Origin of the sequence: Humitalea sp. 24SJ18S-53, from assembly GCF_050632385.1 — a bacterium.
Taxonomy (GTDB): domain Bacteria; phylum Pseudomonadota; class Alphaproteobacteria; order Acetobacterales; family Acetobacteraceae; genus Humitalea.
The window spans coordinates 2,610,272-2,635,770 of sequence record NZ_CP192599.1 but is presented as its reverse complement, the minus strand read 5'-3'; the positions used below and the strand labels follow the sequence as shown (position 1 = coordinate 2,635,770).

The following is a 25,499-nucleotide window of genomic DNA, read 5'->3' as shown; positions in this document are numbered from 1 at the left end:
CGGCCGTCGCCCTCCTGCGAGAAGCCCTCACCGGACGCGGCGCTGCCCTCCCACGGGAATCACGGGGACCACGCCCTGGCACCAAGCAGGAGGCGGTGCTGGATCTGCTCCGCCAGCCCGATGGCGCCACGATTGCTCAGGTGATGGAGGCCACGTCATGGCAGTCCCACACGGTCCGCGGCTTCCTGGCCGGGCTCAAACGCCGCGGCATCGACGTGCAGGTGCTCGAACGGGTGCGGCAGGTCGGGACCAACCAGCAGGGCGCGAAGGGCTCCTATAGCGTCTACCGCCTGGCTGAGGCCGGCTGATGCCCGCGCCGGTGGGACGCCCTCGCCACGCCGTCGGGCTGTACCGGGTCTCCACCGCCGAGCAGGGGCAGAGCGGTCTCGGCCTGGAGGCGCAGCAGGCCAGCGTGCGCGCCTTCGTCGCCAGCCAGGGCTGGACGCTGGTCGCCGAGCACCAGGACATCGCCGGCGGCAAGGACGACCGCCGGCCGGGCTTCCAGGCGGCGCTGGCCAAATGCCGGCAGCTGGGCGCGGTGCTGGTCGCCGCCCGGCTCGATCGGATCACCCGGCGCGCCCACACCCTGTCGGGGCTGCTGGAGGAGGGGCTGTTGCTCCGGGCCGCCGACATGCCAACTGCGGACGAGCTGATGCTGCGCATTTATGCCGCCATGGCACAGAAGGAGCGGGAGCTGATCAGCGCCCGGACGCGGGCGGCGCTGGCGGCAGCCAAGGCAAGGGGCAGGGTGCTCGGCGGCGACCGCGGATACCGGCCTGCCACGGGCCCGGACGCGGCGGCAGCGGCTGTGGCGCGGCGCTTGGTGGCCCAGCAGGAAGCCCATCGCCTGTTGCTGGAGGTGGACGCCGCAAAGGCGGAGGGCATCACCTCGCATGCGGCGCTCGCGCGCGTGCTGACCGCGCGGGGCGTGGTGACCCCGCGGGGCGGCAGCGCTTGGACCCATACCACCGTGGCGCGGCTGCTGGCGCGGAGCGCTCATGCGCAAGATACTCCGGGGCATGTCATCCAGCCCGGCTAGTCGTCCCACCAAACAGCTCGAGACGGCGCTCTATGCCGCGGTCAAGCGCCATCTCGGGCTGCTTGGCTTCGATGCCAAAGGCGAAGTCTGCGGCTGCGATATTGTGGCGATTCGCGCGGTCGGTGAACCGTTCCTCGTCATCGTCGAGATGAAACTGAGCTTCACCTTGGAATTGCTGCTGCAGGCGGTGAACCGGCTGCCGACGGCCGACGAGATCTGGCTCGCGGTGCGGGCGAGCAGCCGCGGACGCGACCGCGACGGCCGGGTGCACAAGTTGTGCAGGCTCCTGGGCTTTGGCCTGCTGCGCGTCTCGCCGGCCAGCGGCCGGGTCGAGGTGGTCGCCGAACCCGCCCCCTACCGTCCCAGGCGCAATGAGAAGCGCCGCAGCCGTTTGCTCCAGGAACATCAGCGCCGCCTCGGCGACCCCGCCTGTGGCGGCTCGACGCGGCAGCCGATCATGACGGCGTATCGGCAGCGGGCCTTGGCTTGCGCCGCGGCACTCGGCAGCGGCCCGCAGCCGGTGAGGGCGTTGCGGGTCGCTGCCGACGATGCCTCTGCCATTCTGCTGCGTAACGTCTATGGCTGGTTCGAGCGTGAGCGGCGTGGGATCTACCGGCTGACGCTGACCGGTGAGGCTGCCCTGTTACGGTGGGCGCCGCCGAACTCCACAGCCGGCTCGGCCATTGGCCTAAGCTCGGCTTAGTTGCTGGGCCGCGGGGTGAAGGCGTTACGGTTCAACGCGTGATGGAAGGGAGAGTTCGTGCGCGTGGTTCCGGAGACTGGCCTGCTCCTGGTGACCTCGATAGCGTGGTTGATCGGATGCGCCGCCCCTCCACCACGTCCCGATGCACTGCGCCACCGCTGCGTTGAAATTCCGAATGGCCTGGTGGAATGCACCGTTCTCCCCGAGAGCGAGGGAAGCACCCCTCCCAGATGACGTCAGCGATGGCGAGCCTGACAGCACGACCTCGTCCCTGTTCACCACCGATCAACGGTCGTTGGTCGGTGTTGAACAGGCCGGGTGAACAGGCAGGGCTCAGTCTGCCTCGAGCGTGGCCTGGCCTATGTCGTCGGCCTCCCCCTCGATCGTCGGGCGCCTGCCACCATCTCGGGGATCGATGATGATCCGCTCAATCACCAGCGGCTGCAGCGGCGCGCCGTCGGCGCCTGTCACTTCCACCTGGTGCTTCTCGCGCCAACCCGCGCGCGCCTTCATCCAAAAAATCGCGGCCGCGACGTTCTTGCCCGCGGTCGCCATGTGAAACAGGGACTGCGCCACCTTGGCCGTGGCGTCGATCGAGCCCCGATCCAGCTCCTCCCGAAAATGCAGCCGCAGGGTTTTGGCATCCACCTTTAGATGCGTGGCGATATCCGCCTGCGGAATGCCGAACCCCGCCATGGCATGAACCAGCCGGCGCTGCTCATCGCTCGGCTCAAACCGCAGCCCCTGCATCGGTGACCTCCGCAGCGCGGATCGTGGCGGTGTCGGCAAAGCTGCGGCCATCGGCCTCCAGCACCGCCTGCTCGCCGACAAAGGCCTGCCAGCGCAGGATCGCCACATCGACATAGGCCGGGCTGAGCTCGATGGCGTGGCAGGACCGTCCGGTCATCTCTGCGGCGATCAGGGTGGTGCCCGAGCCGCTGAAGGGCTCGTAGACCGCCTGGCCGGGGGAAGAATTGTTCTCGATCGGCCGGCGCATGCATTCCACCGGCTTCTGGGTGCCGTGGCTCGTCGCGGCATCCTGGTCGCGCGAGGGGATGGACCACAGGCTCGTTTGCTTGCGATCGCCCGACCAATGGCCAGTGCCACCCGTGCGCACGGCATACCAGGCGGGTTCGTGCTGCCAGTGGTAGTGCCCCCGGCCGAGCACCAGCCGGTCCTTGGCCCAGATGATCTGGGCGCGGATGTCAAAGCCACAGGCAGTCAGGCTCTCGGCCACGGTGGTGGCGTGCAGGGCACCGTGCCAGACGTAGGCCACGTCGCCTGGGAACAACGCCCAGGCCTCCCGCCAATCGGCCCGGTGGTCGTTCAGCACCTTGCCGGTGCGCTGGGTCTGGCTGCCGGCCAGGGCGGCGTTGCGCCAGGCGGGGTCGTAGTTCACGCCATAGGGCGGGTCGGTGACCATCAGCTGGGGCCGGACACCGGCCAGGACGGCGGCGACCACCTCCGGGGCGGTGCTGTCGCCGCAGGCCAGGCGGTGGCGCCCGAGCCGCCAGACATCGCCCAGGCGGGCCACAGGCTGGGCCGGGACCTCGGGGATCTCGTCGGGGTCGGTCAGCCCGTCGCTGGGATCGGCCAGAAGCGTGCCGATCTCGTCGAGGTCAAACCCGGTCAGGCCGAGGTCAAAACCGTCCGCCTGCAGCTCGGCGAGCTCGATGCGCAGCAGATCGTCGTCCCAGCCGGCGTTCAGCGCCAGCTTGTTATCGGCCAGGACATAGGCCCGGCGCTGGGTGGGGCTGAGGTGAGACAGCTCGATGGTCGGCACCTGCGCCAGGCCGAGTTTCTGGGCCGCCAGCACCCGGCCGTGACCGGCGATGATGCCGCGGTCGCCGTCGACCAGGACCGGGTTGGTAAAGCCAAATTCGCGGATGGAGGCCGCGATCTGCGCCACCTGCGCTGGGGAATGCGTGCGCGCGTTGCGGGCATAGGGGATCAGCGCGGCCACCGACGTGACCTTGTAGGACGGAAACTGCGCGGCGGCGGGCCGGTCGGTCACGACGCATCGCCCTCGAGCAGCAGGGGCGGGGTGCCGGCAGCCACCGTCTCCGCCATCCAGCTGATCACCACGGGCGCGGCGTCCTTGCTGCCGGTGACCTCGACGACCTGCTTTTCGCGCCAGCCGGCCCGGGCCTTGAGCCAGAAGATGGTCGCGGCGATGTTGCCGGGGGTCGTGGCCTGCTGGAACAGCGTCTGCGCCACACGAGCATTGGCCTCGATGGTGGCGACGTCGAGATCCTGGCGGAACCACTTGCGCAAGGTCGGCGGGCTGCAGCGGACCACCAGGGCGATGTCGTCATGCGGCACGCCAAAGCCTGCCATGGCACGTACGGTGCGGCGCTGCTCATCGGTGGGGGTGAAGGGTTTGCGTCCCGGCATCGACGGTACTCCAGCGCGACGGCACAAGGCGTGCCGTGGTGGGGAGAATACCAGATCGGGATTCGTCGCCGCAATCGACCGGAACTGCGCGCGGCTACGAGGAACTACGACAGGGACAGGGAACTTGGCGATTGGCCTCGAGCGAGGATGGCGTCGCGTCGGTTGTAGCGCGGGAAGGGGCCTGCTCCGTCAAAAAACATGAGCGGTGGGTTTGGTGGGTTTCGTGGGTTTCATTCCACTACCCCGCGGGAAGTGTCACAAGAGACCTTCATCTTCATGTTGTGACGTGTGTGCGTATTGACAGATTTAGGAGTGTGACTGGCGCAAACCCACGAAACCCACCAAACCCACCGCGCACACATCGCCACGGCCGACAAAGATGACCATCAGGCCGCGTCCCTGTCGGCGACATCTTCAGCAAGCAGCGCCCAGGTCATGGTGCCCGTCAGCATTCCCTGGCGGCAGATACGCTGTCCCTGGACAACGCGTTCCTCATGCGCCGCGATCCAGCGCCCCAGGCGCCGGCTGTTTATCGAGCCGCCATCACCAGCGATGACCAGGAGGGCCTCACGAAAATCAGGCCGCACAAAGTCGGTTTTCATGTTTAGTGAGCCAAATCCCGTCCGGTGCTCGGTCGCGCAATCGATGATATTGCGGGCGGTGGCACGGCGATGACCCAGATGCAACGACCACTGGGACAAGACTGCGGTCAGCGCATCGAGACGCGGATCATTTGCGCGAATGGTCTCCTGGGTATGAACCGCGTCAGCCTGCCCTAACCACAGCAAAGCGCCCCGGACCCAGCCACTCCAATCTTCGAATGAACCGAGGGGATCCGCCTGCTGCGGACGTCCGGCGACGTGGTAGGCCCGCAGCACGATCAGGACGGCCACGAGATATCGCCCCCGATCTGCCTTCACTTCGGCGATCGGGCTGTTGGCAAACTGCCGCAGCTCCGGCCGCTCATGCTTGGGATCGAGGCGGCACATCACCGCGCGCCGCGTCATATCCCCGACCAGCACCAGATTGTTCCCCGTCGCTGTGACACAGGCGTTCGACGGCAACTCCGGGGCCTCCGAGCGTCCGAGGATGCGGGCGCGCACGATCCGCTGCGTCAGCATCGAGCAGAGGAATTCACCGCCGAGCGGAGATTCGCAGTTGTCGATCGCGATGACCTGGTCCCCGGCTAGCAGCAACGCGCCGAGGCGCTTCTCCAACTCCTCTTCGGTCTTGCCCTGGGCGATGACACCAGCTTCCCGGCCGGTGGCGATCAGGCTGGCCACGTCGACCAGCATCGACTTGCCCGAGCCCGCGGTCGGTGCCGTGAACGCATGCATCGGCGCGGTGGGGAGGGAGCGCCGAATGCAGGCGGTCAGGATGGCGGAGAGTGCGACCGACCGGCTCGGGGCATCTACAAAGGGGAAGGTCTCGATCAGCGCATTCAGATCGGCCAGTGCGTGCAGTGCATCGGCCCTGCTGGGTCGATCTGGGATCTGCGGAAAGCGGACACTGTCCGTTTGGAGCAGCAGGCCCGTGCTCGCATCGTAGCCGGAGGCGGACAGGATGCTGCCATCGGCGCGCAGGGTCGGCGCATTTATCAAACCTGCCAGCACCGGAAGGCGCCACCTGCCGGTTCGCTGCCGGTAGGTGTTGGCGACCTTCGTCGGGGCGTCGATGGTCACCCAATCCTCAGCCCTGGCATCATAGCGTAACCAGTCCGCCGCCGACGTCATGGCTTCCACCATGGCATGGTCCTGCACTTCCAGGATCCGAAGTCCTGATACCTCCTGCTGCTTGTCCAAGGTGACGCGAACCCGGCCAGGCCGGACGATGAAGGGACCTCGCTGATACAGGTTCAAGCCAGCCCCGAGTAGCGCCTCCTCGGCATGGTCGACAATATTCTCCAGGTCACCAGCAATCGAGCGGATCAGCGGCCGCGGGGGCCGGGTATTACCATGCAGGAACAGCGGCTCGGTGAGGTCTGCGATGGTCAGCCAGCCCTGCTCCAGCATCTGCTGCACGAACAGCAGGCGGTCGCGACCGTCGCAATGGGCGTGGCGGCAGTGATGAATGAAGGTCCCGGACTCCGCCTCCTCGGCATTCATCACGAAGGTCGCCGTGTCGTCCGCACCGGTGGTGTGCGCCGCGGCGTTGACACAGCGGAGGTGGTGTTTGCCGTCGACCACCTTCCCAATGAACACCTCGGGCTGGCGGGCCTGCAGCGCTGTGACCGGCTTGAACCGGCGCGCATAGGTGGCGGCCCAGCGCCGCAGTTCCAGCACTTCGCCGGTTTTCGAGTCCGAGAATTGCAGCGGCGCGTCGCCCAGGCCGAAGCCCAGCCCGGTGCGGGCAGTGCCCTTGGCCCGGCCCTGGGTAGCGGCAGCTCGGGCCTTGCGCAGCCGCTGGGGTTTGGGCGGCGGCGGCAGGGCGAAGATGTCGCAGGCGGTGCCGTTGAGCACCAGGGTCTCCGGCTCCGGGCCGTCGACCGGGCGGCGCGGCAGGTAAAACAGCCGCGACGTATCGGTGCAGGACTGGTCGTGGTTCAGGTGGAGCGCCGCCGCCAGCGCTTCAATGCATGCCTTCCACGCGGCGTTCGCCTCGGCCTGGCCGTTATAGTTCGCGGCAAACCAAGGCCGCAGCAGCGGCATCGCGATACGGAATTTGGGGCAGGGTTGGTGCGCGAAGGTCACCTCCTGATCCGTCTCCGCCACCACACTGGCGCCGGCCGCCACTGAGACCAGGTAGCCCTTGTCCTGCAGCAGATAGGTTTCGGGCGCCCCGTGCTGATCGGCGGCGGCCGCGCGGAACTTGTCCCAGTTGCCGCGCTTGATGCAGGTCGTCTGCGTCATGTGTGAATGCGTCGAGGCGATCACCGCAGCCCAGCCGCGGCGGCGGATGGCCTGCTCGATCTCCACCAGGGTGGCACCCGCGTCGCTGTCGAGGAACACGACGTCGATGCGGTCGGCGTCGGACTTCTTGCGCTGCCCGTTCCGGAAGACCGCCGGCACGATGCAGTCGCCCTGCTTGGGGCCTGGGCTGTGCGTCGTCAGTACGTCGGCGAGCTCGACCCAGGTCAGGTTGCGGACATCATTCCATGGGGTGTTCTGCGCATAGTAACCAAAGGTGGCCCGGTAGGTCGCCACCTCGGGCGGCCGGTTCGGAATCGCGTCGCTCACCGCGCGCCGCCCCGCAGCTGCGCCGCCTCGTATCGCTCGACCTCATCAGCGGGATAACGGACGCGGCCACCAATGCGGAGATGCCGGGGCCCGATTCTCTGCTGGCGCCATTTCTCCAACGTCCTTTCGCTGAGCCGCCAACGGTATGCCAGCTCGGCTTGCGTCAGGAAGGCGCGATCGCGCCGTCGTGCCTGGGGCGCGTGAACGGAGGAAATATCGTGCATGGAAGTACCCCGAAGCAGCCTGTCGGGGATCAGCAAGACGGCAGGTGGAGGGCGCGATCCAGCGCCGCGTTTCAATCTTTCAAATTTTGAATCGCGGCGTTGGATCGCGCTTTCAGCGCCTTGTACTCCGAGCCCAAGACCTTCGAAATCGTTCCTTGGCTGGGTGTCTGATGCAGCTGAATCTTCGACTCAATCCATGTAGTGAGCCAAAGCGACTCGGCTGCGAGCGTATCGAGCAGCGCGTTCGCCTCGGCCCGATGCCGCAGCTTCCCGGCGACAATCGGCATGAGGGAGATCTTGCCTGGCGGCATGAGTTTGGCATCGCCATGGATGACCCGCATCGCGTGGTTCTCCAACAGAACCAACACTTCGTCGTCCGAAAGCAAATCGACCGTCTCAGCCGTAATGGGCTGGCGGGAGGCCGGCGTGCTCACTTCCAGGCCTCCGGACGCTGCAGCCATGGGGGGGGGCAGGTTCCGCGCGCTGACCGCGAGAGCATCGGACGGCGACATAGCGTGCTTCGCCTACCTGAACGGCATTGCGGACAAAATTAAACTCCGCGTCCGACATCCATGCGCTGGGAAGCAGACGGCTTTCAGTTTCCAGGTTGGGCTTCGTCTGCACGCCTTCAATGTGGATCTCGCCGGTCAGGCGATTCCGAAAGTCCCGGATGACCGCATCCCAGGCGGCGATCAGGTCTCCGAAGTAAGGCGATCCGATCATCGAGCCGTCTGTGATTGCGACGGCGAGCTCACTGTCGAGACTGATCTGGAGCCGCCTCGGGGCGGAAATACTGTAGAAATGCCGGATGTCGAAGGCAATGTGGCGACGCTCTTTCTGCCGAAGAACATCCATGAGGTCCGGGTCGCTCCACCGGACCAGGGCATCGAAGAGAGACAGCGTTGGCAGCGGCGAATCGTTCATCGTAGCAGCAACGGTAGCGTCGGCATCGCTTCTGCCAAGACTGTATCGTTTAACAATCGGCCCAGGCGCAACGCGGCCTTCTACCTGAAGACGTACGACCATGTCTAAGCCCGCCGCCGCCGCCCTGCAGCACCTCCCGCCGCACCTGCGCGAGATCTGCAGCATCCTCGCCGCGGGCCTGCTGCGGCTTCGCAGCCGCACTGCCGAAGACTTCGACCAGGATACCAGCGACCAGGGAGAGAGTTCGCTACACTACCGGCGCGACCAGAGCGGTCATGCGAACCGGACCAACCGGAGACCCGCATGACACGCGCCACCAAATCCAAGCCCAGCCAGGCGCCAACCGTGCCCGCCATCCCGCCGGCCGACGTGCTGGGTCGGCTCGCCGCCCTGAAGACGGCGCGCATTCCCGACCTGAAGCAGCAGTGGCGAGACCTTTTTGCCGCCGAGCCGCCGCCCTACAACCGGCGCTTCCTGGAAAGCCGCCTTTCTTACCGCATCCAGGAACTCGCCTATGGCGGGCTGAAGCCCGAGACGGTGGCCCGCCTCGAAGCCCTGGGCGAACAGCTCGACGGCGGCAATCCCGTGCTCCGGCGCATCCGCGGCGACGACATGCCGATCGCCGGCACGCGGCTGGTCCGCGAGTACCAGGGCGTCGCACACAGCGTGACGGTGCTGCGGGAGGGGTTTGAGTTCGAGGGTCGCCCCTACCAGTCGCTGTCGGCGATCGCGCGCGCCATCACCGGCACCCGCTGGAATGGCTGGCTGTTCTTTGGCCTGAAGAACCGGAGGGCCGCAGCATGACGCGCAAGCCCGCGACCGCCGTCATCCTGCCGGCCACGGTCAAGAAGGTCAGGTCCGCCGTGTACACGCGCAAATCCAGCGAGGAAGGGCTCGACATGGCGTTCAACTCGCTCGACGCGCAGCGCGAGGCCTGCGAGGCCTACATCACCAGCCAGCGGTCGGAGGGCTGGGTGCTGGTGCCGGACCGCTACGATGATGGCGGCGTCTCTGGCGGCACGCTGGAGCGGCCAGCGCTGCGGCGCATGCTGGCGGACATCGAGCGCGGCCGCATCGACGTCATCGTCTGCTATAAAATTGATCGACTGTCGCGTGCGCTGATGGACTTCGCCAAGCTGGTAGAAGTGTTCGACGCCAACAACGTGACATTTGTCAGCGTGACTCAGTCGTTTTCCACAACGACGTCGATGGGGCGGCTGACCTTGAACGTCCTGCTCAGCTTTGCACAGTATGAGCGCGAATTGATCGGCGAGCGCATCCGCGACAAGGTGGCGGCGTCGCGGGCGCGCGGGATCTGGATGGGCGGCTTCGTGCCGCTCGGCTATGACGCCCGAGACCGCAAGCTGCTGGTGAACGACGCCGAGGCGGCGCTGGTGCGCCGGATCTTCGAGGGCTTCGTCGCGACGGAATCCGGCACCAATCTGGTGGCCAGCCTCCGCGCCGAAGGCCATCTCACCAAACGTGGCCGCGCCTTCACCAAGAGCGACGTCTACCGGGTGCTGAGCAACCGCACCTACCTCGGCGAGGCCATGCACAAGGGCAAGTCCCATCCTGGCGAGCATGCCGCCATCGTGCCGCAGGAAATGTGGGACGCGGTCCACTCCCTGCTGACGGTCAGCCCGCGGGTCCGCGGCAACCGCACGCGCTGCCAGACGCCGGCGCTGCTGCGCGGGCTGATCTTTGGCGAGGATGGGCGGGCCATGTCGCCCACCCATACGCGGGGGCGCCGTGGGCAGATCTACCGCTACTACGTCAGCCAGTCGGTTCTGAAGGGCGGTGCTGCCGATGGCCCGGCCATTGCGCGCATTGCCGCAGCAGAGATAGAGGCTGCCGTGATGGCGCAGGTGAGGGGGCTGTTGCGCCAGCCCGAGGTGGTGCTCGGCGCCTGGCGCGCGGCCAGGACCTCGGCACCGGATCTGACCGAGGCCGAAGCCCGGCTGGCGCTGGAGCGGCTGGACCCGCTGTGGGAGGAGCTGTTCCCGGCCGAGCAGGCGCGGATTATCCACCTCCTGGTCGATCGCGTGGACATCGGGCCCGGCGGGGCTGACGTGCGGCTGCGCCTGGAGGGGCTGGGCAGCCTGGTGCGGGACCTGGGCGTGCGGCAGGACCGCGAGGGCAGGGCGGCCGCGTGAGGGGCGCAGCGCAGATGCTCACGGTCCGGGTGCCGCTGGCGGTCCGAAAGCGGGGAGGGCGCAAGCTGGTGGTGACGCCGAGCGGTGGCGCTCACCTGGCACCGGCCCAGGCCGACAGCACGCTGGTCAAGGCACTGGCCCGGGCGTTCAGGTGGCGGCGGATGCTGGAGACGGGACATTACAGCACGATCCTGGACCTGGCCGTCGGGGAGAAGATCAACCCGTCGTATGTCTCGCGCGTGCTGCGGCTGACGCTGCTGGCGCCGGAAATCGTCGAGGCAATTCTGGACGGGCGACAGCCGGAGGCGATGACGCTGCCGGGGCTGATGGCGCCGTTTCCGGTGGAGTGGGAGGGGCAAATGCGCCGGCCCCAGAGCTCCGTCGGGCTGGTCATTCAAGATGACCGCCTTGGGCCACTGAATTTGCCAACCAATGAGAACGTTCAAAGAACATAAGTATATTGCCTTCGCGCCATAAAAAAACCGACGAAACAAAAAAATGAAGGATGGATTTTTTTCGCTAGGCTTCCTATGTTTGGAAGATCAGGACGGAGGGTGCCATGGCTAGGACACAACACATCGGTCGGCGAATGTCCCAACGCGGGATTAAGCAGGCACTCGTCGACCTTACCCTCCAATTCGGAGAGGATGCTCAGGACAAGCGTGTCCTCGGGCGGCAGGGACTCAAGCTCCTTATCGAGCAACTCCGCGATCTCCAGCGCACTGCAATGCAGGCGCTCGACAAAGGGGGCGTCGTCGTCGTGCTGGCGGACGGCGCCCTGATCACCGCGTACGACGTCAACTCTTATGACCGCGGACGCACACATGCACGCTGATCATTATCAGGCCCTGTCAGCCAATCAGAAGGAGCTAGTCCGTAAATTCCAAACAGAGCTCCAGGCCGCTGGGCCCGGAAGTGGCCTTGATGAAGCATCCGTCGCTTTGACTGTGGCACAGATGCAAGTCGCAGCCCGCCTACTCCCTCTGTCTGGTCCTGAGGGCATGGGCTTCCTCGATGTGGAGAGGGAGCTTACGGCCCCTGACTGGCAATCGATGCTCGACCGGCTGCCCGCTGTATGGCCCAAATCCTGGCGGGCGCCCGAGGCGACGTTCTCGCCGTTGTCCCAACCGTTCCCGCCAGGTCACCTCGAGCGGCTCAGGCGCTTAGCGCTCGCTACCCAGTCAAAGCAAAGCGGCACGGGAGGTGACGTATCTCCGATGCGTGGGTTGATTCGCCGCGCGCTTCTAGACGCCCCAAAACGCCCGCGCATGGCGGTACCCCTTGCCAGTATTCCGCTTTGCCAACTCATTGCAGACACCACCGGCCTCAGCGAAAAGCAGCGCGTCTATTGCGCCTATGGCATGACGGCTATTGTCGCAATGCACGTAGCCGAAATCCGCCGCGTTCAGGTCACGCTGGATGTTGAGGATACCTGGCTCGCGGCACTCTGCGCATGCATCGCTGTCGCCGACGATCTACCGCTGATTGTTCGGGAACGCGACCCACTATTCGAGCCGGCTGGTGCGGAAGAAGACTCATGGGCTGAGCACGAAACCTATGACGTGGCGATCGTCTTCCCGCCCTTTGGCTTGCGCGACCGCAGCGGAGATTACCGGAGCTTCGGTACCAACCTTCCGCAGCCGGGCGCGGCAGAGGGCCAGTACGTGGCGCTCGCCCTGGCGCGCGGGCGCCGCGCCGCTGTTTGCCTACTACCGACAGGGTTCCTCTTCCGCACGACCAAGGCGGACCAAGCGTTCAAGGAGCAGGCCGTCCGGATATTTGGCCTGGATGCGGTTATGAGTTTGCCTCGGGATGCAATCATCGGGTCATCACTGCTCCAGGCCGCACTGCTCATTTTCCGCCCGAAGGCTAAGGCCCATCCTTGGATGCGCCAGCAGCAGCGCGTCCTCATGATCGACGGCCGCCAGGAGCAGGAGGGGGGCAGGCGGCGGTTCACCGATCGCCCGCTTTATGAGTTGGCCGACATTCTGCAGCACCACACCGAGACCGATATCTCGGTCTTAGCTTCTGCTGACGAGATTTCGGGGCATGATTTTAACCTCTCGGTCGAGCGCTACGTGCTCGATTCCGAGGCTCGTCGGATGCGGGACCTTTTGGCAAATGCCGAAGCTGTACCGCTTGAAGACGTGGCGGATATCAGCCGCCCGCAGGCACTTCTCGTAGGCCGCGATCGCGCTGGCCGCGAAGGCCGTCAATTACCAGACATCACGGACCTTAGCGCCGGTGTGCTGCTCGAGGTGGGGGTCGGCGACATCGATGACGCGGGCGTGGTGCGCACGCCGGCGACATCGGTTCCTGCCAGTGACGAACTTCTCCAACGTACCAGGCGCGCGCGGCTGGAGCCGGGCGATGTGCTGATCGTCATCAAGGGCAGCGTAGGAAAGGTCGGCTTCGTGCGCGACATCCCCGATGGTCCCGCCTGGCTCGCCAGCCAAAGCTTCGCCATCCTACGACTTCGCCGGCGCGGTCCGATCACCGACCCGGCCATCCTGTTCCGCTTCCTCTCGTCCTCCATGGGCCAGGTCACGGTGCAGAGCCTCAAGGTCGGCTCGGTGATCTCCGGACTGCAGATGGCAGACCTTCGACGCCTTCCGGTCCTGGTGCCATCTGCCGAAGCGCAGGGCGCCATCGCCGCACAGATGAATGCGATCTTCGACATGCAGGAGAAAATCCAGCAGATGCGCCGCGACCTGGCTGAACGGCAGCAGGCGATATGGCCGGAGATGGACCGCGAACCCTCCGCCAAAGCCCACCCGTCGCGCTGAAGGAAGAAGAACCACAATGATTGCTGACCACTTCGACGGCATCGAGAAATTCGAATCCGGCCTCTGGAAGATCGCTGACAACCTGCGCGCGAACTCCAACCTCGCCTCGAACGAGTATTTCATGCCCATCATGGGCCTAATCTTCCTGCGCCACGCGACGAACCGCTTCTATGAAGCGAAGGCTGCGATCGAGGCCGACAAGGCTGCGGGCAAGATGCCCGATCGCCCACTGGTCGATGCCGACTTCACCCGCCGCCGCGCCTTGAACCTGCCAGAGGCCGCGTGCTTCGACGTGATCCTCAAGACGCCGAAGGACGGTAATCTCGGCGCGGCGCTGACGTCTGCCATGGAGGCGATCGAGGCCGCCTTCCTGCCGCTCACAGGTCAGCTGCCGAGGGACTACGGCCGATTCGAGGGCGGCGTCCTCGAAGAAATGATGCGCATGTTCGACGCCGAAGGCCTGCGCAAGGCGCCGGGCGACGTGTTCGGACGCATCTACGAGTACTTCCTGGCCGAGTTCTCGAAGCAGGGCGCTCACGACGGCGGCGAGTTCTTCACGCCGCCTTCGATTGTGCAAACCATCGTCAACGTCATCGAACCTGACCACGGCATCGTCTTCGATCCGGCCTGCGGATCGGGTGGCATGTTCGTGCAGTCCAGCCACTTCATCGAGGATGCTGGCCAGGACACGATGAAGAAGGTCACCTTCTTCGGACACGAGAAGAACGAGACCACCGCGAAGCTCGCGCAGATCAACCTGGCGGTGCACGGCCTGCAGGGCACGATCAGGGCCGGTAACGAAGCCATCACCTACTACAAGGATCCGCACGAGCTTGTGGGCAAGTGCGACTTCGTCATGGCCAATCCACCCTTCAACGTGGATGAGGTGGATGCGGAGAAGGTGAAGGGCGACAAGCGCCTGCCGTTCGGTCTGCCGGGCGTGAACAAGGGCAAGAAGGTGTCGAACGCCAACTACCTCTGGCTGTCCTACTTCTATAGTTACCTGAAAGAGACCGGCCGCGCCGGCGTCGTCATGTCGTCGCAAGCGTCGAGCGCCGGGCGCGACGAGGCAACCGTGCGGCAGAAACTGGTCGAGACCGGCGCCGTGGATGCGATGATCGATATCCGCAGCAACTTCTTCTACACGCGCACGGTACCTTGCCAGCTATGGTTCTTCGACCGCGCAAAGGAGAAGGACTCGGCGCGGCGAGACCATGTGCTGATGCTCGACGCGCGCAGCATCTTCCGCAAGGTCTCGCGCTCGGTCTGCGACTTTAGCCCTGAGCAGCAGAGGAACATCGCCGCCATCGTCTGGCTCTACCGCGGGCAGCAGGACCGCTTCTTGAAGCTGGTGGAGAGCTACCTCGCGCGGGCGGTGGAACTGGGCGAGATGGCGAGCAAGCCGCTCGACGCGTTCGAGGAGGCGTTCGGCAAGATCACGGACATGGTCGCACCCTTCGCCAAAGCGAAGCGCAAGGATGACCCGCTGGCCGCGCCGTGGGACGAACTCACCAGCGTCCAGGCCACGGTGGCTGCGGATGTCGAGGCCTTCGCGACCGAGGCGGCGGCGCAGGCAAAGGCCTGGTCGGGCTCTGGGCGCGACAATGCCGGGCTGACCACGGCGCGCACTGGGCTGCACGCCCAGGCCGATCGCTGCCGCGACCTCACCAAGGAGATCGACCTGGTGGCCAAGCTGGCGGGCCGGGTGATCGATATCGCGGTGAAGGAGCTCGCGGCCCGGGAGGATGACCTCTGGCCGAATGGCGACGTGAACCGGGCGCGGAAGGCGGTGGACGAGGCGCGGGCTGCGGCGGTCGAGGCGCTGCGGCAGGCGCGCTACTTCGTGAAGCAGGCCGACTGGTTGCAGGAGCGCTTCCCCGATGCGGTACTGCGCGATGTTGAAGGGCTGGTGAAGCGGGTCGATCGCGCCGCGATCCAGGCAAATGATTGGAGCCTGACGCCGGGCCGCTACGTTGGCGTCGCGCACGAGGAAGCGGACGAGGATTTCGATTTCGAGGACGTTCTGCGCGCCATACATATCGATCTCAAGGGTCTGAATGAGGAAGCAGCTGTTTTGGCGGCGCGCATCTCTAAAAACTTTGAGGAACTGGGAGCGTGACCCCCTACCTTGGCGCAAAGAGATGGAAGCCCGCCGTTCTTCAAGACCTCGTGTTTCTTCAGCGTGGCTTCGACATCACAAAGGCTGAGCAAAAAAATGGTGAGATCCCGGTAATTTCCTCCTCCGGCCAAAGCAGTTGGCACAGCGAAGCTATGGTAGAAGGACCGGGCGTTATCATTGGCCGAAAAGGTTCACTTGGGACCGTTCATTATGCGGAGGGGAGCTACTGGCCGCATGATACGACGCTTTGGAGTAAGTCTCTACAGGGGAACAATCCCAGGTTCGTATACTATGCGTTGAAGTGTCTTGGTCTCGAACGCTTTAACGTTGGCGGAGCAAATCCGACCCTAAATCGAAATCATATACACGGCCTTCCTATTCACCTCGCGGACAGGACAACTCAGGATAGTATTGTTACATTTCTATATGCCTACGACGACCTGATCGAGAACAACCGGCGGCGGATTGCGCTGTTGGAGGATGCGGCGCGGATGCTCTACCGCGAGTGGTTCATCCACTTCCGCTTTCCTGGGCACGAACACGTGAAGATGGCCAACGGCATCCCCGAGGGGTTTAAGCATCGCCCGCTGGGTCAGGTCGCCGTGACTAATGCTGACAGCTACGCGGCAAGAGCGCTTCCCGACGAAATCGCATATATCGACATCGCATCGGTTACTCTGGGCTGTATCGTCTCCAGGACTCGCATCACATCGGCAGAGGCGCCTGGTCGCGCAAGACGCAAGGCCGCGGATGGTGATGTGATCTGGTCGAATGTCCGGCCCAATCTTCGCGCCTATGCGCTTGTGCTCGACCCTCAGTATAATGACGTCTTCTCTACAGGATTCACTGTTTTAACACCGCAAGCTGTACCGTTTTCGTGGCTGTACCTGTTCGTGACAACCGACAATTTCGTCGCGCATTTGGTCAATCATGCCACAGGAGCTGGCTATCCGGCTGTCCGCCCGGATGACTTTGAGCGGGCGATCGCCGTGGTTCCACCGCCTCGGTTGCTGGACCTTTTTCATGAAGCGACTGAGGCAAACTTCCGGTTGATCTCGAAACTGAACGCGCAAAGCGAGAAGCTGGCTCAGGCGCGGGACCTGCTGCTCCCGCGCCTGATGAGTGGCGAGCTTGCAATATGACGTACAACGAAAGGGCTCGGTGAGATGGCGCTAACGCCCATCAACGGCGAGGACCGGCTGGTGCAGGCGACTTTCGCCAAGCATCTGGAGACGGTCCTGGGCTGGGACAGTGTGTATGCCTGGAACGAGGAAAGCTTCGGGCCCGGCAGCACGCTGGGCCGTGCCAGCACGCAAGACGCCGTTCTGACGCGCGACCTGCGAGCGGCGCTGGAGCGACTGAATCCCCATCTTCCGCCTGCCGCAATCGAGGACGCCATGCGGGCGCTGACCGTCCATGACTTCAGCCGCTCGATGGTACAGCACAACCAGGATTTCACGCGGCTGATCCGCAATGGCGTGCCTGTCCACTACCGCGACGCCGCAGGGCATGCGCGAGATGGGCGGGCACGCGTCATCGACTTCGACAACGCGCCCGGTAGCAACCGCTTCCTGGCCGTGCGGGAGTTGAAGCTGCAGGGCCTGCGTACCCCGAACTACAACACTCGCGCCGATCTCGTCTGCTTCGTGAACGGCCTGCCGTTCGTCTTCATCGAGCTGAAGGCGGTCTACAAGAACATCCGCGCCGGCTTCGACGGCAATCTGCGCTGGTACATGGACGAGCACGTCGTCTCACACGCCTTCCATCACAACGCCTTCCTGATTGTCAGCAATGGCCACCGCGCGCGCTATGGCTCGATCACCAGCGGCTGGGACCATTTCGCCGAATGGAAGCGCGGCGAAGAGGACGAGAAGGGCCGCGTCGAGGCCGAGGTACTGCTGAACGGCATGCTGGCGCATGACCAGCTGCTCGACCTGATCGAGAACTTCATCCTCTTCGACGAGAGCAAAGCCGGCGCGACACGCAAGGTGGTGGCGCGAAACCACCAGGTGCTCGGCGTTAACCTCGCCGTCGCCTCGGTCAGCTACCAGGAAGAGCTAAAGCGCGAGTTCCCCCCCGAGAAGCGCCTGCGGCATCGCGTCATCGAGCTGCCTCTGGAACGCCGCGCCATCGCCGATCGGCAGCGCCTGGCGGAGGCTGAGCAGGCCGGCACCCCCGCCTTGCCTTCGTTCATCCCCGAGGGCCCGGTGCAGATCATTGAGCGCGCGCACCCTGACCTCGGCCGGCTCGGTGTCTTCTGGCACACGCAGGGCAGCGGCAAATCCTATTCGATGGCCTTTTTCGCCGAGAAGGTGCGGCGGAAGGTGCCCGGCAACTTCACCTTCCTGCTCATGACCGACCGCAACGACCTCGACAGCCAGATCTACAAGACCTTCGTCGGCTGCGATGTGGCGAACAGCAAGACACCCCGCGCGGCATCGGGCACCGACCTGGAACGGCTGCTGAAGGAGAACCACCGCTACATCTTCAGCCTAATCCACAAGTTCAATCAGGATGTGAAGCCGGACGAGCCCTACAGCGAGCGCGACGATATCATCGTCATTTCCGACGAGGCACACCGGACGCAGGCCGGTCGGCTCGCCCGCAACATGCGCCTGGCCCTGCCCAATGCGGCCTTTATCGGCTTCACCGGCACGCCGCTATTCAAGCAGGACCAAATCACCCGCCGCATCTTCGGCGATTACGTCTCCCGCTATGACTTCAAGCGATCGCAAGAGGACGGTGCCACCGTTAAACTTGTCTATCAGAACCGTGGCAAGAAACTGGGCGTTGCTCATCTGGACCTGAACGAAACTATCGCGGCCAAAATTGAGGAGGCAGAGCTCGATCCGGATCAGACGGCCCTTTTGCGGAAGCTTCTAGGCAAGGACTACGAGGTCATCACGGCGGATGATCGGCTCGAAATGATCGCTGCGGATTTCGTCGAGCAATGCGCTGCGCGGTGGGAAGCGGGAAAGTCGCTGTTCGTCTGCATCGACAAGATCACCTGCGCTCGGATGCACGCGCGGATCATGCCACTGTGGAAAGCCAAGGCGGCTGCGGTTCGTGCCGCCAGTGACGCCAAGGCAACAGCGGCCGCCAAGGCGACAAATGAACAGATCCGAGCGACCCTCCACGCGCAGTCGGCGGCGCTAGGAAAGCAGGCCGACTGGCTCGACGGGACCATTGTCGAGATCATCATTAGTGAGGCACAGAACGAAGTCGCCGATTTCGCTGAGTGGGACTTCGACATCATCCCGCATCGTGCCCTGATGAAGAAGGGCTTCGAGGCGGCTGGTGGTGAGCGCGTCGATGTCGAGACCGCCTTCAAGACGCCCCAGCATCCTTTCCGCGTCGCTATCGTATGCGCCATGTGGCTGACCGGCTTCGACGTGGAATGCCTCTCGACGCTCTACATCGACAAGCCCATGAAGGCCCACACGCTGATGCAGGCGATCGCGCGCGCGAACCGCGTGTATCCCGGCAAGGATTGCGGGCTGATCGTGGACTACAACGGCATGCTGGCCAGCCTGCGTGCAGCTCTGGCGCAGTACGCTCTGGGCGATGACGGCACCGGTGGCGAGGAAATCATCGCCCCGATCGAGGAGCGGGTTCAGGCCTTGGTGGAAGCCATCGAGGCGACGGAGGGTCATCTGAGGGGGCTCGGCTTCGACTCAGGCACGCTGATTGGCGCGAAGGGATTTGCCCGGATCAAGGGGTTCGCCGATGCGGTGGATGCCGTCTATTCGAGCGATGAAGCCAAGCAGCGCTTCGAGATTCTCGCTCGGCAGGTTTTCATCCGGTTCAAATCGCTGGTGACTGAGCCGACGATTTACATGTTTGCCGAGCGCCACGACAACATCGAGGCGATTTACAAGAAACTGACCGAGCGGCGCGATACGGCAGACGTGACGGGATTGCTCAAGGAACTGCATCGTATCGTCAACGAGGCGATCCGCACGCAGGCCGTTGGCGGTGATCAGGCTGAGGGCCTCACCTTCGATCTGAGCCAGGTCGACCTGAAGCGGCTGCGGGACGAATTCGCCAAGAAGGTCACACGCAAGGCAACAGCAATCCAGGATATCCGGGACATCGTTGAACAGAAGCTGTCTGAGCTGCTCGCGCGCAACCCAACCCGCATGGACTATCAGCGCAAGTACGAGGAGATTGTCGCCGACTATAATCGCGAGAAGGATCGCACGACGATCGAGGATATCTTCAGCCGCCTCGTCGAGTTGGTGAATAGCCTGGACGAGGAGCAGATGCGGGCGACACGGGAGGGGCTACGCGAGGATGAACTCGCCCTTTTCGATCTTCTCCAGAAGGACGGCCTCGATAAGGCCGCGCGGGAGCGGGTGAAGCAAGCCAGTCGGGATCTGCTCGCTGTAATCAAGGCCCGCCTCGCCGAACTCGATCGGTTCTGGGAGAAGGAGCAGACAAAGGCTGAGGTTGAAGTGTTCATCCTCGATGAGGTTTTCGCGAACCTGCCGTCGCCTCCCTTCACAGCCGACGAAAAGGAAATGCTCGCAGCCAATGTCTATGCCCATGTTTGGCAGCAGGCCTTTAGGGGCGACTTCGGCACGACGGGGTTTCGGCCGTCGTGATGGATCGTTTGCCCGCCGTAGTCTCAGCTCAACCAGATCTTTTCGAGACTGACGCGGCGCGGTCGCTACTCGACCAGCTTATCAACGACTCCCGCCTTTACACGCAGAGCAAGGACTATAAAGCGCTCCTCGATTTTGTTGTCCGGCTGAGGAACTTCGCTCCTTTCAATGCCATGCTTCTGCAGATTCAGAAGCCCGGCCTCACCTACGCCGCATCGGCGCGAGATTGGCTGGAGCGTTTTGATCGCCAGCCAAAAGTCGGGGCACGGCCCCTTCTTATCCTCTGGCCGTTCGGCCCAGTCGCGCTTGTCTACGACGTGATGGACACGGAGGGTCAGCCTCTCCCCGAGGATGCTGCCTCGTTCGTCGCAATTGGGGGTATCGACGCCGCCCGGATGGATACCTTCATTGCCTGCGCGGGGAAGAAGAACATTGAATGCGTCTGGATCGACGCCGGCGACGGGAAAGCTGGCTCCATCACTGTCACGCATCGTGGGAAGGGAGAGAAGGACCCAAGCCGTTACCGCATATCGATCAACCGCAACCATCCGCCGCCGGTACAGTTCGCCACGCTCGCCCATGAGCTTGGGCACCTGTTCCTTGGCCATCTTGGCCGTGACGGGAATCTGAGCGTCCCTGCGCGCCGGGGAGGTGGCCATGCGCTGGTCGAATTGGAGGCCGAGTCGGTCGCCTATTTGGTCTGTGAACGAAACGGCGTTACATCCAAATCCGCCGTCTATCTGTCGAACTTCGTCGAAAAGAACACGTCGACCGGTGCGCTTGACCTCTACCAGGTGATGCGGGCGGCAGGGCATGTCGAGGCATTGCTCGAGCTCACGGCTCACACGCGATATGATCGCCCCCCAATTCGGCGCCGGCTTGGCGCTCGGAACCCCTGAAAGCCAATCTCTCGCCATGTCTGATCTGGAATCATCCGCTTGCGCCGTGGTTGGGATCTGACGGGGGCCACATCATGTCAATACGCGACTTCCGTACCAAAGTGTTCGCTGTCGAAGTACGGCTTTCGGTCAAGTGGTATGCGAATCGGAGCAAGTGCAGATCGCGCTGAAACCAGCCTATAACCTAGGTTTCTGAGTTCCGTACTAAATCGGCCAAGTCATCAGGTTCGGAGAGAATGGGCCTCCGAAGAGCGACTTTCGGGCGTCTCCGCGGCGACCCAGTCAACAGGTCTACGTCGAAAACCCCAGGAAACCTGCCACTCAGCGCGGCGGTCTGTCAGGCGGAGAGCACGGCTCGTATGTCAGTTGGCGGTGGACGCAGTCAGCTGCGAACGCGTCTCTGCAGCGCGACGCCTGCTTTTCCCTGTTCCGTGCCGGAAACAGGGATTCTGGAGGCGTTTCAGCCTTGGGCCGCTCATCGCGGACCTTTAAGCCACTGATAAGACCTGCCTTTACCTGAGAAAATGGGCAAAGCCCCGGCTGAATAACACGGAAGCTAAGACGCGATATCAGGCTGTTTTCAGCGGCTGATTTTCAGATCCGGTGGATCTTGGAGGGAAACTTGCGGGATTTCTCAGCCTAGCCGGGATAGAGACGCCGAATTCCGGGACGGCAAGGTTTCGTTCTGGGATGTGGTAGCCGCCGTGTGGGATGGTGAAGGCATCTCATGAGATGCGGATCGGCCAATCTGTCCTGACCTGCGGCCCCTTTTGGGAAATCGGATCGAGAATGGGGATGAATCTGCTTTGCCAGGGATGCGAGCCAGGCGACGGTCTTTGATCCGGGCGAGTTCGCGCTGCTTTCCTGCCGGTGGAGCATGCGCCGAAGGTGCTGATCGTGCTGCGCGCCGCCGAAGGTGGCGTGATGGATGCCCGCCGTGCTGGCGCACCGCTTAGGACGCTCACACAAGCCGGTGTCGCCTCTGCGGGGCATTCCGATCATCCGGCGCGTTTCACTGCGTCTTAGCTACTCTTATTTCGTCTTACGGGGCATCCTGGGCGGGCATCATCGACCTGAACGAGTCCCGGCGGGCACCTTCCGAGGAAGGCTTCTACCAAACGCGCCCGCAGGGTGACGGGCGTCAGGGGGCACCAGACATTGATGGTGACCATTCAGGCCCGTCGGGGCGCATGCCTGAGAGACGGGCGGAGCCACCGCGTCTTGCCATGGTGCATTCTAAAGCAGGCGTCCCACAGCCACCATGACCGCATCCAGTGTTACCTTAGTCGTTGGCACTCCCGATTTCCAGTGCTGAGTAAGGAAGCGCCGGCGTTCGGTTCACCCCCGCCCGACTCGATCCAACGTGTGTTCAGCCGACGCGAACTTACTCCGAACTTCGATGCCAGCGCGTTTGTGGGTGCGCCAGCGAAGGTCGCTCAGAGTCCCCTGATAGCCAGGTGACGCCTGAAAAGCGTCCCCGCGAACGTCTCCGCTTCAGCCGAGGCGGGGCGTACTCCCCCAATTTCACGAAGGGGGGCTGATGCGCCTTAGCCCTGTGGGCGCCGGTATCGGTAACGGTGGATGTCGCCAGCAGGGATAGCTATGCTGACGCTGTAGTCAGGTCCACGGTGTCGTTTCGTGGCTGAATATCCCGCCCTGGTAGCGGGACTTTGGTGAAGGTAGTTGCGCCCCCTTCCTGGCTACCTTGTTCCAGCCCCCCGAACGTAGATCGCATGCCTGACCGGAACCGCCCCGTTTCGGTCGCATCTGATGCGCCTGGATGTCCCGGCGGGGATAGCTATGCTGACACCGTAGCCAGGTCCACGGTGTCGTTTCGTGGCTGGGCAGCCCGCCCTGGTAGCGGGAACCTGGTGGAGGGACTGGCGCTCCCGTCCTGGCTACAGTCTCGCGCAGCCGGGAGTTTGGTTGTAATGCACCAACCATCTGCTGCATCATGCGCTCGGCGCGCCGCGACACGGTGTTATTCTCCCTGCCGTTGGACCGCTCTCGGGCGGGACCGCTATGTGGGGTTCGCGGGAGGCCCCACCGGCGCGCCACTTCCTCCTTCAAAAGCGGTTTCAGTGGCCATTTAGACCCGTTCAAGATGCCTCCGATCCTAGCCCGGGCATGCTGGCTAGCCCTCTTCTGAAGCGCTACGGTGTCCCTGACGGGTTGTGACGAGGCGATATTCTCCCGACCTCAGGACCGCCTTCGGGCGGGTTCATATTGTGGGGTTCGTTTGGGAGGCCCCACCATCCCGTCGCTTCCCCCGCGCAATCACGTCACTCACGGCGTCACGATCAATTCCGCCGTGCCCCGCCACACGTTCGAGGCGCCGGCCGCATCACGATCGCATTCACGACATGCAATCCCGCCGCCTCCAGCGAGGGGGGCACAACCAGCTGCGTCGGCGTCACATTCAGCGGTCCGCGGTTGTCCTGCGTGAAGCTCATCATGGCGGCGCACGCGGCAGCGTAGCTGGTCGTGTCCAGTACTCATTTGCTGCCGTATGTCGAAACCCACCGAGCGTGTTCAGATCTTCACCGGCATGCATCGCTACCGGCGCTACACTGCGGAGGAGAAGGTCCGGCGGATCGAGCAGACTAAGCAGTCCGGGATGACGGTCTCCGCCGTCGCCCGACTGCACGACGTCGCGCCCAGCCTGCTGTTCCAGTAGACGCGGCGCCTGGCCGAGGGCGGGCAGAAGGCGGTCGGGGCCGACGATGAGGTCGTCCCGATCAGCCCTGTCCGGGAACTCGAAAACCGGGTCCGCGACCTCGAGCGCCTGCTCGGTCGCAAGAGCATGGAGACCGAGAGCTTGCGTGAGGCCCTCGAGCAGGCCCGCCACAAAAACACGCGTGGCGCTTGCCGTCGCCGCCACCGGCAGCTTCTCCGTGAAGGCCGTGGCCGATACCATCGGCGTCGCCAGGTCCAACCTGGACCAGGTCCGCCGCCCAGAGTGGCCACGGCGTGGCCCCTATCGCCGCGCCGAGGACGAGGCCGTGTTGGCCGAGGTCCGCGCCGTCGCCGACGTCCGGCCGACCTACGATTTTCGCCGCGTCACGGCGCTGCTTCAACCGCGCCAGGCACGGCGCCGAGCAGCCGCCGCTCAATCACAAGCGCGTCTTCCGCCTACGGTTCCGTATCCCGAGCATCAGGCGTACGCCTGCGCTTCCGTCACCTTTGGAGTTGCCCCCTTCAAACCGGACAGGCGACAGGGTTGGCCGACTTCTGGGCAATGAACTCACGGGGTGATCGGAATCGCAATCCGCTATGAGGGTGGATGGTGTTGTAGTCCTCGAACCAATCGGCCAGGCGCTGCAGGATGGAAATGGCGTCCGGCCTTGGGTTCACGCGGACGTAGTCGCGTTTGAAGGTTTTGACGAAGGCCTCGCAGACGCCATTGCTCTCCGGGCTGCGAACGGGCGTGAAGCACGCGACGAGGTTGAGTGCCGCGGCGAAGTCGATGGTTGCGGTCGCGGTGTAGGCGGAGCCATTGTCAGCCAGCCACTGCACAGGCTGCGGGGCACGCGGGGCGTTGAACCGGCGCTCGACGCTGTCCAGCATCAGGTCACGGATCGTCTCGCCGCTGATGCCGCCGCCGCAGGTGCCGACCCAGGCCATGATTTCGCGGTCATGGGTGTCGATGGCGAAGGCGACACGGACGATCTCGCCGTTCCAACAGGCGATCTCGAAGCCATCGGAGGCCCAGCGCTGATTGGAGGCCTCGGCGATGACGGTGCCCTCGTGGGCGCGGATCGGCCGCCGGCCGGTATGGCGCTGCAGCAGGAGGCAGGCGTGGCGAATGAGGCGGAAGACGCGCTTGTGATTGACTGCGGGCTCCCCTGCCGCGCGTCTGGCGCGGTTCAGCAGGGCGGTCACGCGGCGGTAGCCGTAGGTGGGCCTGGCGTCGGTGATGGTGCGGATTTCAGCCGACAGGGCCTCGTCCTCGGCGCGGCAATAGGGGCCTCGGCGAGGCTGCGGCGGTCAGTGGAGTTGCTCGACCAGGTTGGATCGGGCGACGCCGATGGTGTCGGCCACGGCCTTCACCGGGAACCGGCCGGTGGCGGCGACGGCAAGTGCCAGGCGAGTTTTTTTGGGCGCGCGGCCTCCAGCGCCTCGCGCAGGATCTCGGCTTCCATGGTCTTGCGGCCGAGCAGGCGCTCGAGCTCACGGCAGCGGGCTTCGAGGTCCCGCAGACGGCTGACAGGGACGACTTGCTCATCCGCCCTGACCGCCTCGTGCCCGCCCTCGGACATGCGCCGCCTCCACTGGAACAACAGGCTGGGCGCCACGCCATGGAGCCTGGCGACGGCGGAGACCGTCATGCCGGGCTGCATGGTCTGCTCGACCAGCCGGACCTTTTCGTCGGCAGTGTAGCGCCGGCGGCGCTGGGTGCCGGTGATGATTTCAACACGCTCGACGGGCTTGGACATAGGCGTACGCCTAGGCTTCCACCTGGGCCCTCACGGTTACGC

22 protein-coding genes and 1 pseudogene are annotated in these 25,499 nt (G+C 64.4%); 14 read left to right on the top strand and 9 right to left on the bottom strand.

The genetic code is table 11. The annotated features are described in order from the left end of the window. Positions 1–95: 95 nt before the first annotated feature. From ACQW02_RS12685 to ACQW02_RS12675, 3 genes are read left to right on the top strand one after another with little or no spacing between them, the layout of a single operon-like run. Complete coding sequence (locus tag ACQW02_RS12685) at positions 96–308, top strand: DUF3489 domain-containing protein (RefSeq protein WP_431285599.1); 213 nt, start codon at positions 96–98, stop codon at positions 306–308. Next, on the top strand, positions 308–1,039 hold the full coding sequence (locus ACQW02_RS12680) for a recombinase family protein (protein WP_431285598.1): 732 nt from the start codon (positions 308–310) through the stop codon (positions 1,037–1,039). The genes ACQW02_RS12685 and ACQW02_RS12680 overlap by 1 nt, the downstream gene beginning before the upstream one ends. Further along, entirely contained in the window at positions 999–1,742 is a 744-nt protein-coding gene (locus tag ACQW02_RS12675) for a DUF2161 domain-containing phosphodiesterase (protein WP_431285597.1), read from the top strand. The genes ACQW02_RS12680 and ACQW02_RS12675 overlap by 41 nt, the downstream gene beginning before the upstream one ends. Before the next feature lie 333 nt (positions 1,743–2,075). On the opposite strand, the gene ACQW02_RS12670 is transcribed toward ACQW02_RS12675, so the two are convergent. The 7 genes from ACQW02_RS12670 to ACQW02_RS12640 form a co-directional block, all read right to left on the bottom strand. Further along, entirely contained in the window at positions 2,076–2,492 is a 417-nt protein-coding gene (locus ACQW02_RS12670; RefSeq protein WP_431285596.1) for a hypothetical protein, read from the bottom strand. Next, a complete protein-coding gene (locus tag ACQW02_RS12665) occupies positions 2,473–3,756 on the bottom strand; it encodes a site-specific DNA-methyltransferase (RefSeq protein WP_431285595.1) in 1,284 nt (427 codons plus the stop codon). The genes ACQW02_RS12670 and ACQW02_RS12665 overlap by 20 nt, the downstream gene beginning before the upstream one ends. After that, positions 3,753–4,136, bottom strand: coding sequence for a hypothetical protein (locus ACQW02_RS12660; protein ID WP_431285594.1), 384 nt, complete (start codon positions 4,134–4,136; stop codon positions 3,753–3,755). Before ACQW02_RS12660 ends, ACQW02_RS12665 begins: the two co-directional genes overlap by 4 nt. Positions 4,137–4,522: 386 nt before the next feature. Next, positions 4,523–7,312: a hypothetical protein gene (locus ACQW02_RS12655; RefSeq protein WP_431285593.1), complete on the bottom strand. Its 2,790-nt coding sequence runs from the start codon at positions 7,310–7,312 to the stop codon at positions 4,523–4,525. Further along, positions 7,309–7,536, bottom strand: a complete 228-nt coding sequence (locus ACQW02_RS12650) for a helix-turn-helix transcriptional regulator (RefSeq protein WP_431285592.1) — start codon at positions 7,534–7,536, stop codon at positions 7,309–7,311. Before ACQW02_RS12650 ends, ACQW02_RS12655 begins: the two co-directional genes overlap by 4 nt. A gap of 71 nt (positions 7,537–7,607) precedes the next feature. Further along, positions 7,608–7,970, bottom strand: a complete 363-nt coding sequence (locus ACQW02_RS12645) for a hypothetical protein (RefSeq protein WP_431285591.1) — start codon at positions 7,968–7,970, stop codon at positions 7,608–7,610. Next, entirely contained in the window at positions 7,933–8,460 is a 528-nt protein-coding gene (locus ACQW02_RS12640) for a hypothetical protein (RefSeq protein ID WP_431285590.1), read from the bottom strand. Before ACQW02_RS12640 ends, ACQW02_RS12645 begins: the two co-directional genes overlap by 38 nt. 100 nt (positions 8,461–8,560) lie before the next feature. On the opposite strand from ACQW02_RS12640, the gene ACQW02_RS12635 reads away from it, so the two are divergent. The 10 genes from ACQW02_RS12635 (at position 8,561) to ACQW02_RS12590 (ending at position 21,021) form a co-directional block, all read left to right on the top strand. Beyond that, a complete protein-coding gene (locus ACQW02_RS12635) occupies positions 8,561–8,767 on the top strand; it encodes a hypothetical protein (RefSeq protein ID WP_431285589.1) in 207 nt (68 codons plus the stop codon). Beyond that, on the top strand, positions 8,764–9,264 hold the full coding sequence (locus ACQW02_RS12630; RefSeq protein ID WP_431285588.1) for a DUF2924 domain-containing protein: 501 nt from the start codon (positions 8,764–8,766) through the stop codon (positions 9,262–9,264). Before ACQW02_RS12635 ends, ACQW02_RS12630 begins: the two co-directional genes overlap by 4 nt. Continuing rightward, positions 9,261–10,613 (top strand): recombinase family protein, encoded by a 1,353-nt coding sequence (locus ACQW02_RS12625; RefSeq protein ID WP_431285587.1) that lies wholly within the window; start codon positions 9,261–9,263, stop codon positions 10,611–10,613. The genes ACQW02_RS12630 and ACQW02_RS12625 overlap by 4 nt, the downstream gene beginning before the upstream one ends. A 14-nt stretch (positions 10,614–10,627) precedes the next feature. Continuing rightward, positions 10,628–11,068 (top strand): hypothetical protein, encoded by a 441-nt coding sequence (locus ACQW02_RS12620; protein ID WP_431285586.1) that lies wholly within the window; start codon positions 10,628–10,630, stop codon positions 11,066–11,068. Positions 11,069–11,172: 104 nt separating this feature from the next. Continuing rightward, positions 11,173–11,448: a hypothetical protein gene (locus tag ACQW02_RS12615; protein ID WP_431285585.1), complete on the top strand. Its 276-nt coding sequence runs from the start codon at positions 11,173–11,175 to the stop codon at positions 11,446–11,448. Positions 11,449–11,830: 382 nt separating this feature from the next. Further along, positions 11,831–13,399, top strand: coding sequence for an N-6 DNA methylase (locus tag ACQW02_RS12610; RefSeq protein ID WP_431285584.1), 1,569 nt, complete (start codon positions 11,831–11,833; stop codon positions 13,397–13,399). Between the two features lie 16 nt (positions 13,400–13,415). Continuing rightward, positions 13,416–15,518: an N-6 DNA methylase gene (locus tag ACQW02_RS12605; RefSeq protein ID WP_431285583.1), complete on the top strand. Its 2,103-nt coding sequence runs from the start codon at positions 13,416–13,418 to the stop codon at positions 15,516–15,518. Continuing rightward, complete coding sequence (locus ACQW02_RS12600; RefSeq protein WP_431285582.1) at positions 15,515–16,660, top strand: restriction endonuclease subunit S; 1,146 nt, start codon at positions 15,515–15,517, stop codon at positions 16,658–16,660. The genes ACQW02_RS12605 and ACQW02_RS12600 overlap by 4 nt, the downstream gene beginning before the upstream one ends. Before the next feature lie 24 nt (positions 16,661–16,684). After that, positions 16,685–20,122, top strand: coding sequence for a type I restriction endonuclease subunit R (locus ACQW02_RS12595; protein ID WP_431285581.1), 3,438 nt, complete (start codon positions 16,685–16,687; stop codon positions 20,120–20,122). Continuing rightward, the gene (locus ACQW02_RS12590; protein WP_431285580.1) at positions 20,122–21,021 is read left to right on the top strand and encodes an ImmA/IrrE family metallo-endopeptidase; all 900 of its coding nucleotides are present in this window, start codon (positions 20,122–20,124) and stop codon (positions 21,019–21,021) included. The genes ACQW02_RS12595 and ACQW02_RS12590 overlap by 1 nt, the downstream gene beginning before the upstream one ends. A gap of 2,300 nt (positions 21,022–23,321) precedes the next feature. On the opposite strand, the gene ACQW02_RS12585 is transcribed toward ACQW02_RS12590, so the two are convergent. Continuing rightward, entirely contained in the window at positions 23,322–23,474 is a 153-nt protein-coding gene (locus ACQW02_RS12585) for a Mu-like prophage major head subunit gpT family protein (protein ID WP_431285902.1), read from the bottom strand. Positions 23,475–23,530: 56 nt separating this feature from the next. On the opposite strand from ACQW02_RS12585, the gene ACQW02_RS12580 reads away from it, so the two are divergent. Then, on the top strand, positions 23,531–23,698 hold the full coding sequence (locus tag ACQW02_RS12580) for a transposase (protein ID WP_431285579.1): 168 nt from the start codon (positions 23,531–23,533) through the stop codon (positions 23,696–23,698). Between the two features lie 521 nt (positions 23,699–24,219). Here the strand turns inward: ACQW02_RS12580 and ACQW02_RS12575 are convergent. Then, positions 24,220–25,457: pseudogene (locus ACQW02_RS12575) on the bottom strand (IS3 family transposase). Between the last annotated feature and the right edge of the window lie 42 nt (positions 25,458–25,499).

What these genes read in the sequence shown, in the direction of transcription:
- ACQW02_RS12680 (WP_431285598.1), top strand. Translation starts at nt 308, where the DNA reads ATGCCCGCGCCGGTGGGACGCCCTCGCCACGCCGTCGGGCTGTACCGG.
- ACQW02_RS12675 (WP_431285597.1), top strand. Translation starts at nt 999, where the DNA reads ATGCGCAAGATACTCCGGGGCATGTCATCCAGCCCGGCTAGTCGTCCC.
- ACQW02_RS12670 (WP_431285596.1), bottom strand. Translation starts at nt 2,492, where the DNA reads ATGCAGGGGCTGCGGTTTGAGCCGAGCGATGAGCAGCGCCGGCTGGTT.
- ACQW02_RS12660 (WP_431285594.1), bottom strand. Translation starts at nt 4,136, where the DNA reads ATGCCGGGACGCAAACCCTTCACCCCCACCGATGAGCAGCGCCGCACC.
- ACQW02_RS12650 (WP_431285592.1), bottom strand. Translation starts at nt 7,536, where the DNA reads ATGCACGATATTTCCTCCGTTCACGCGCCCCAGGCACGACGGCGCGAT.
- ACQW02_RS12640 (WP_431285590.1), bottom strand. Translation starts at nt 8,460, where the DNA reads ATGAACGATTCGCCGCTGCCAACGCTGTCTCTCTTCGATGCCCTGGTC.
- ACQW02_RS12635 (WP_431285589.1), top strand. Translation starts at nt 8,561, where the DNA reads ATGTCTAAGCCCGCCGCCGCCGCCCTGCAGCACCTCCCGCCGCACCTG.
- ACQW02_RS12630 (WP_431285588.1), top strand. Translation starts at nt 8,764, where the DNA reads ATGACACGCGCCACCAAATCCAAGCCCAGCCAGGCGCCAACCGTGCCC.
- ACQW02_RS12625 (WP_431285587.1), top strand. Translation starts at nt 9,261, where the DNA reads ATGACGCGCAAGCCCGCGACCGCCGTCATCCTGCCGGCCACGGTCAAG.
- ACQW02_RS12620 (WP_431285586.1), top strand. Translation starts at nt 10,628, where the DNA reads ATGCTCACGGTCCGGGTGCCGCTGGCGGTCCGAAAGCGGGGAGGGCGC.
- ACQW02_RS12615 (WP_431285585.1), top strand. Translation starts at nt 11,173, where the DNA reads ATGGCTAGGACACAACACATCGGTCGGCGAATGTCCCAACGCGGGATT.
- ACQW02_RS12610 (WP_431285584.1), top strand. Translation starts at nt 11,831, where the DNA reads ATGCGTGGGTTGATTCGCCGCGCGCTTCTAGACGCCCCAAAACGCCCG.
- ACQW02_RS12605 (WP_431285583.1), top strand. Translation starts at nt 13,416, where the DNA reads ATGATTGCTGACCACTTCGACGGCATCGAGAAATTCGAATCCGGCCTC.
- ACQW02_RS12595 (WP_431285581.1), top strand. Translation starts at nt 16,685, where the DNA reads ATGGCGCTAACGCCCATCAACGGCGAGGACCGGCTGGTGCAGGCGACT.
- ACQW02_RS12590 (WP_431285580.1), top strand. Translation starts at nt 20,122, where the DNA reads ATGGATCGTTTGCCCGCCGTAGTCTCAGCTCAACCAGATCTTTTCGAG.
- ACQW02_RS12585 (WP_431285902.1), bottom strand. Translation starts at nt 23,474, where the DNA reads ATGAGCTTCACGCAGGACAACCGCGGACCGCTGAATGTGACGCCGACG.
- ACQW02_RS12580 (WP_431285579.1), top strand. Translation starts at nt 23,531, where the DNA reads ATGTCGAAACCCACCGAGCGTGTTCAGATCTTCACCGGCATGCATCGC.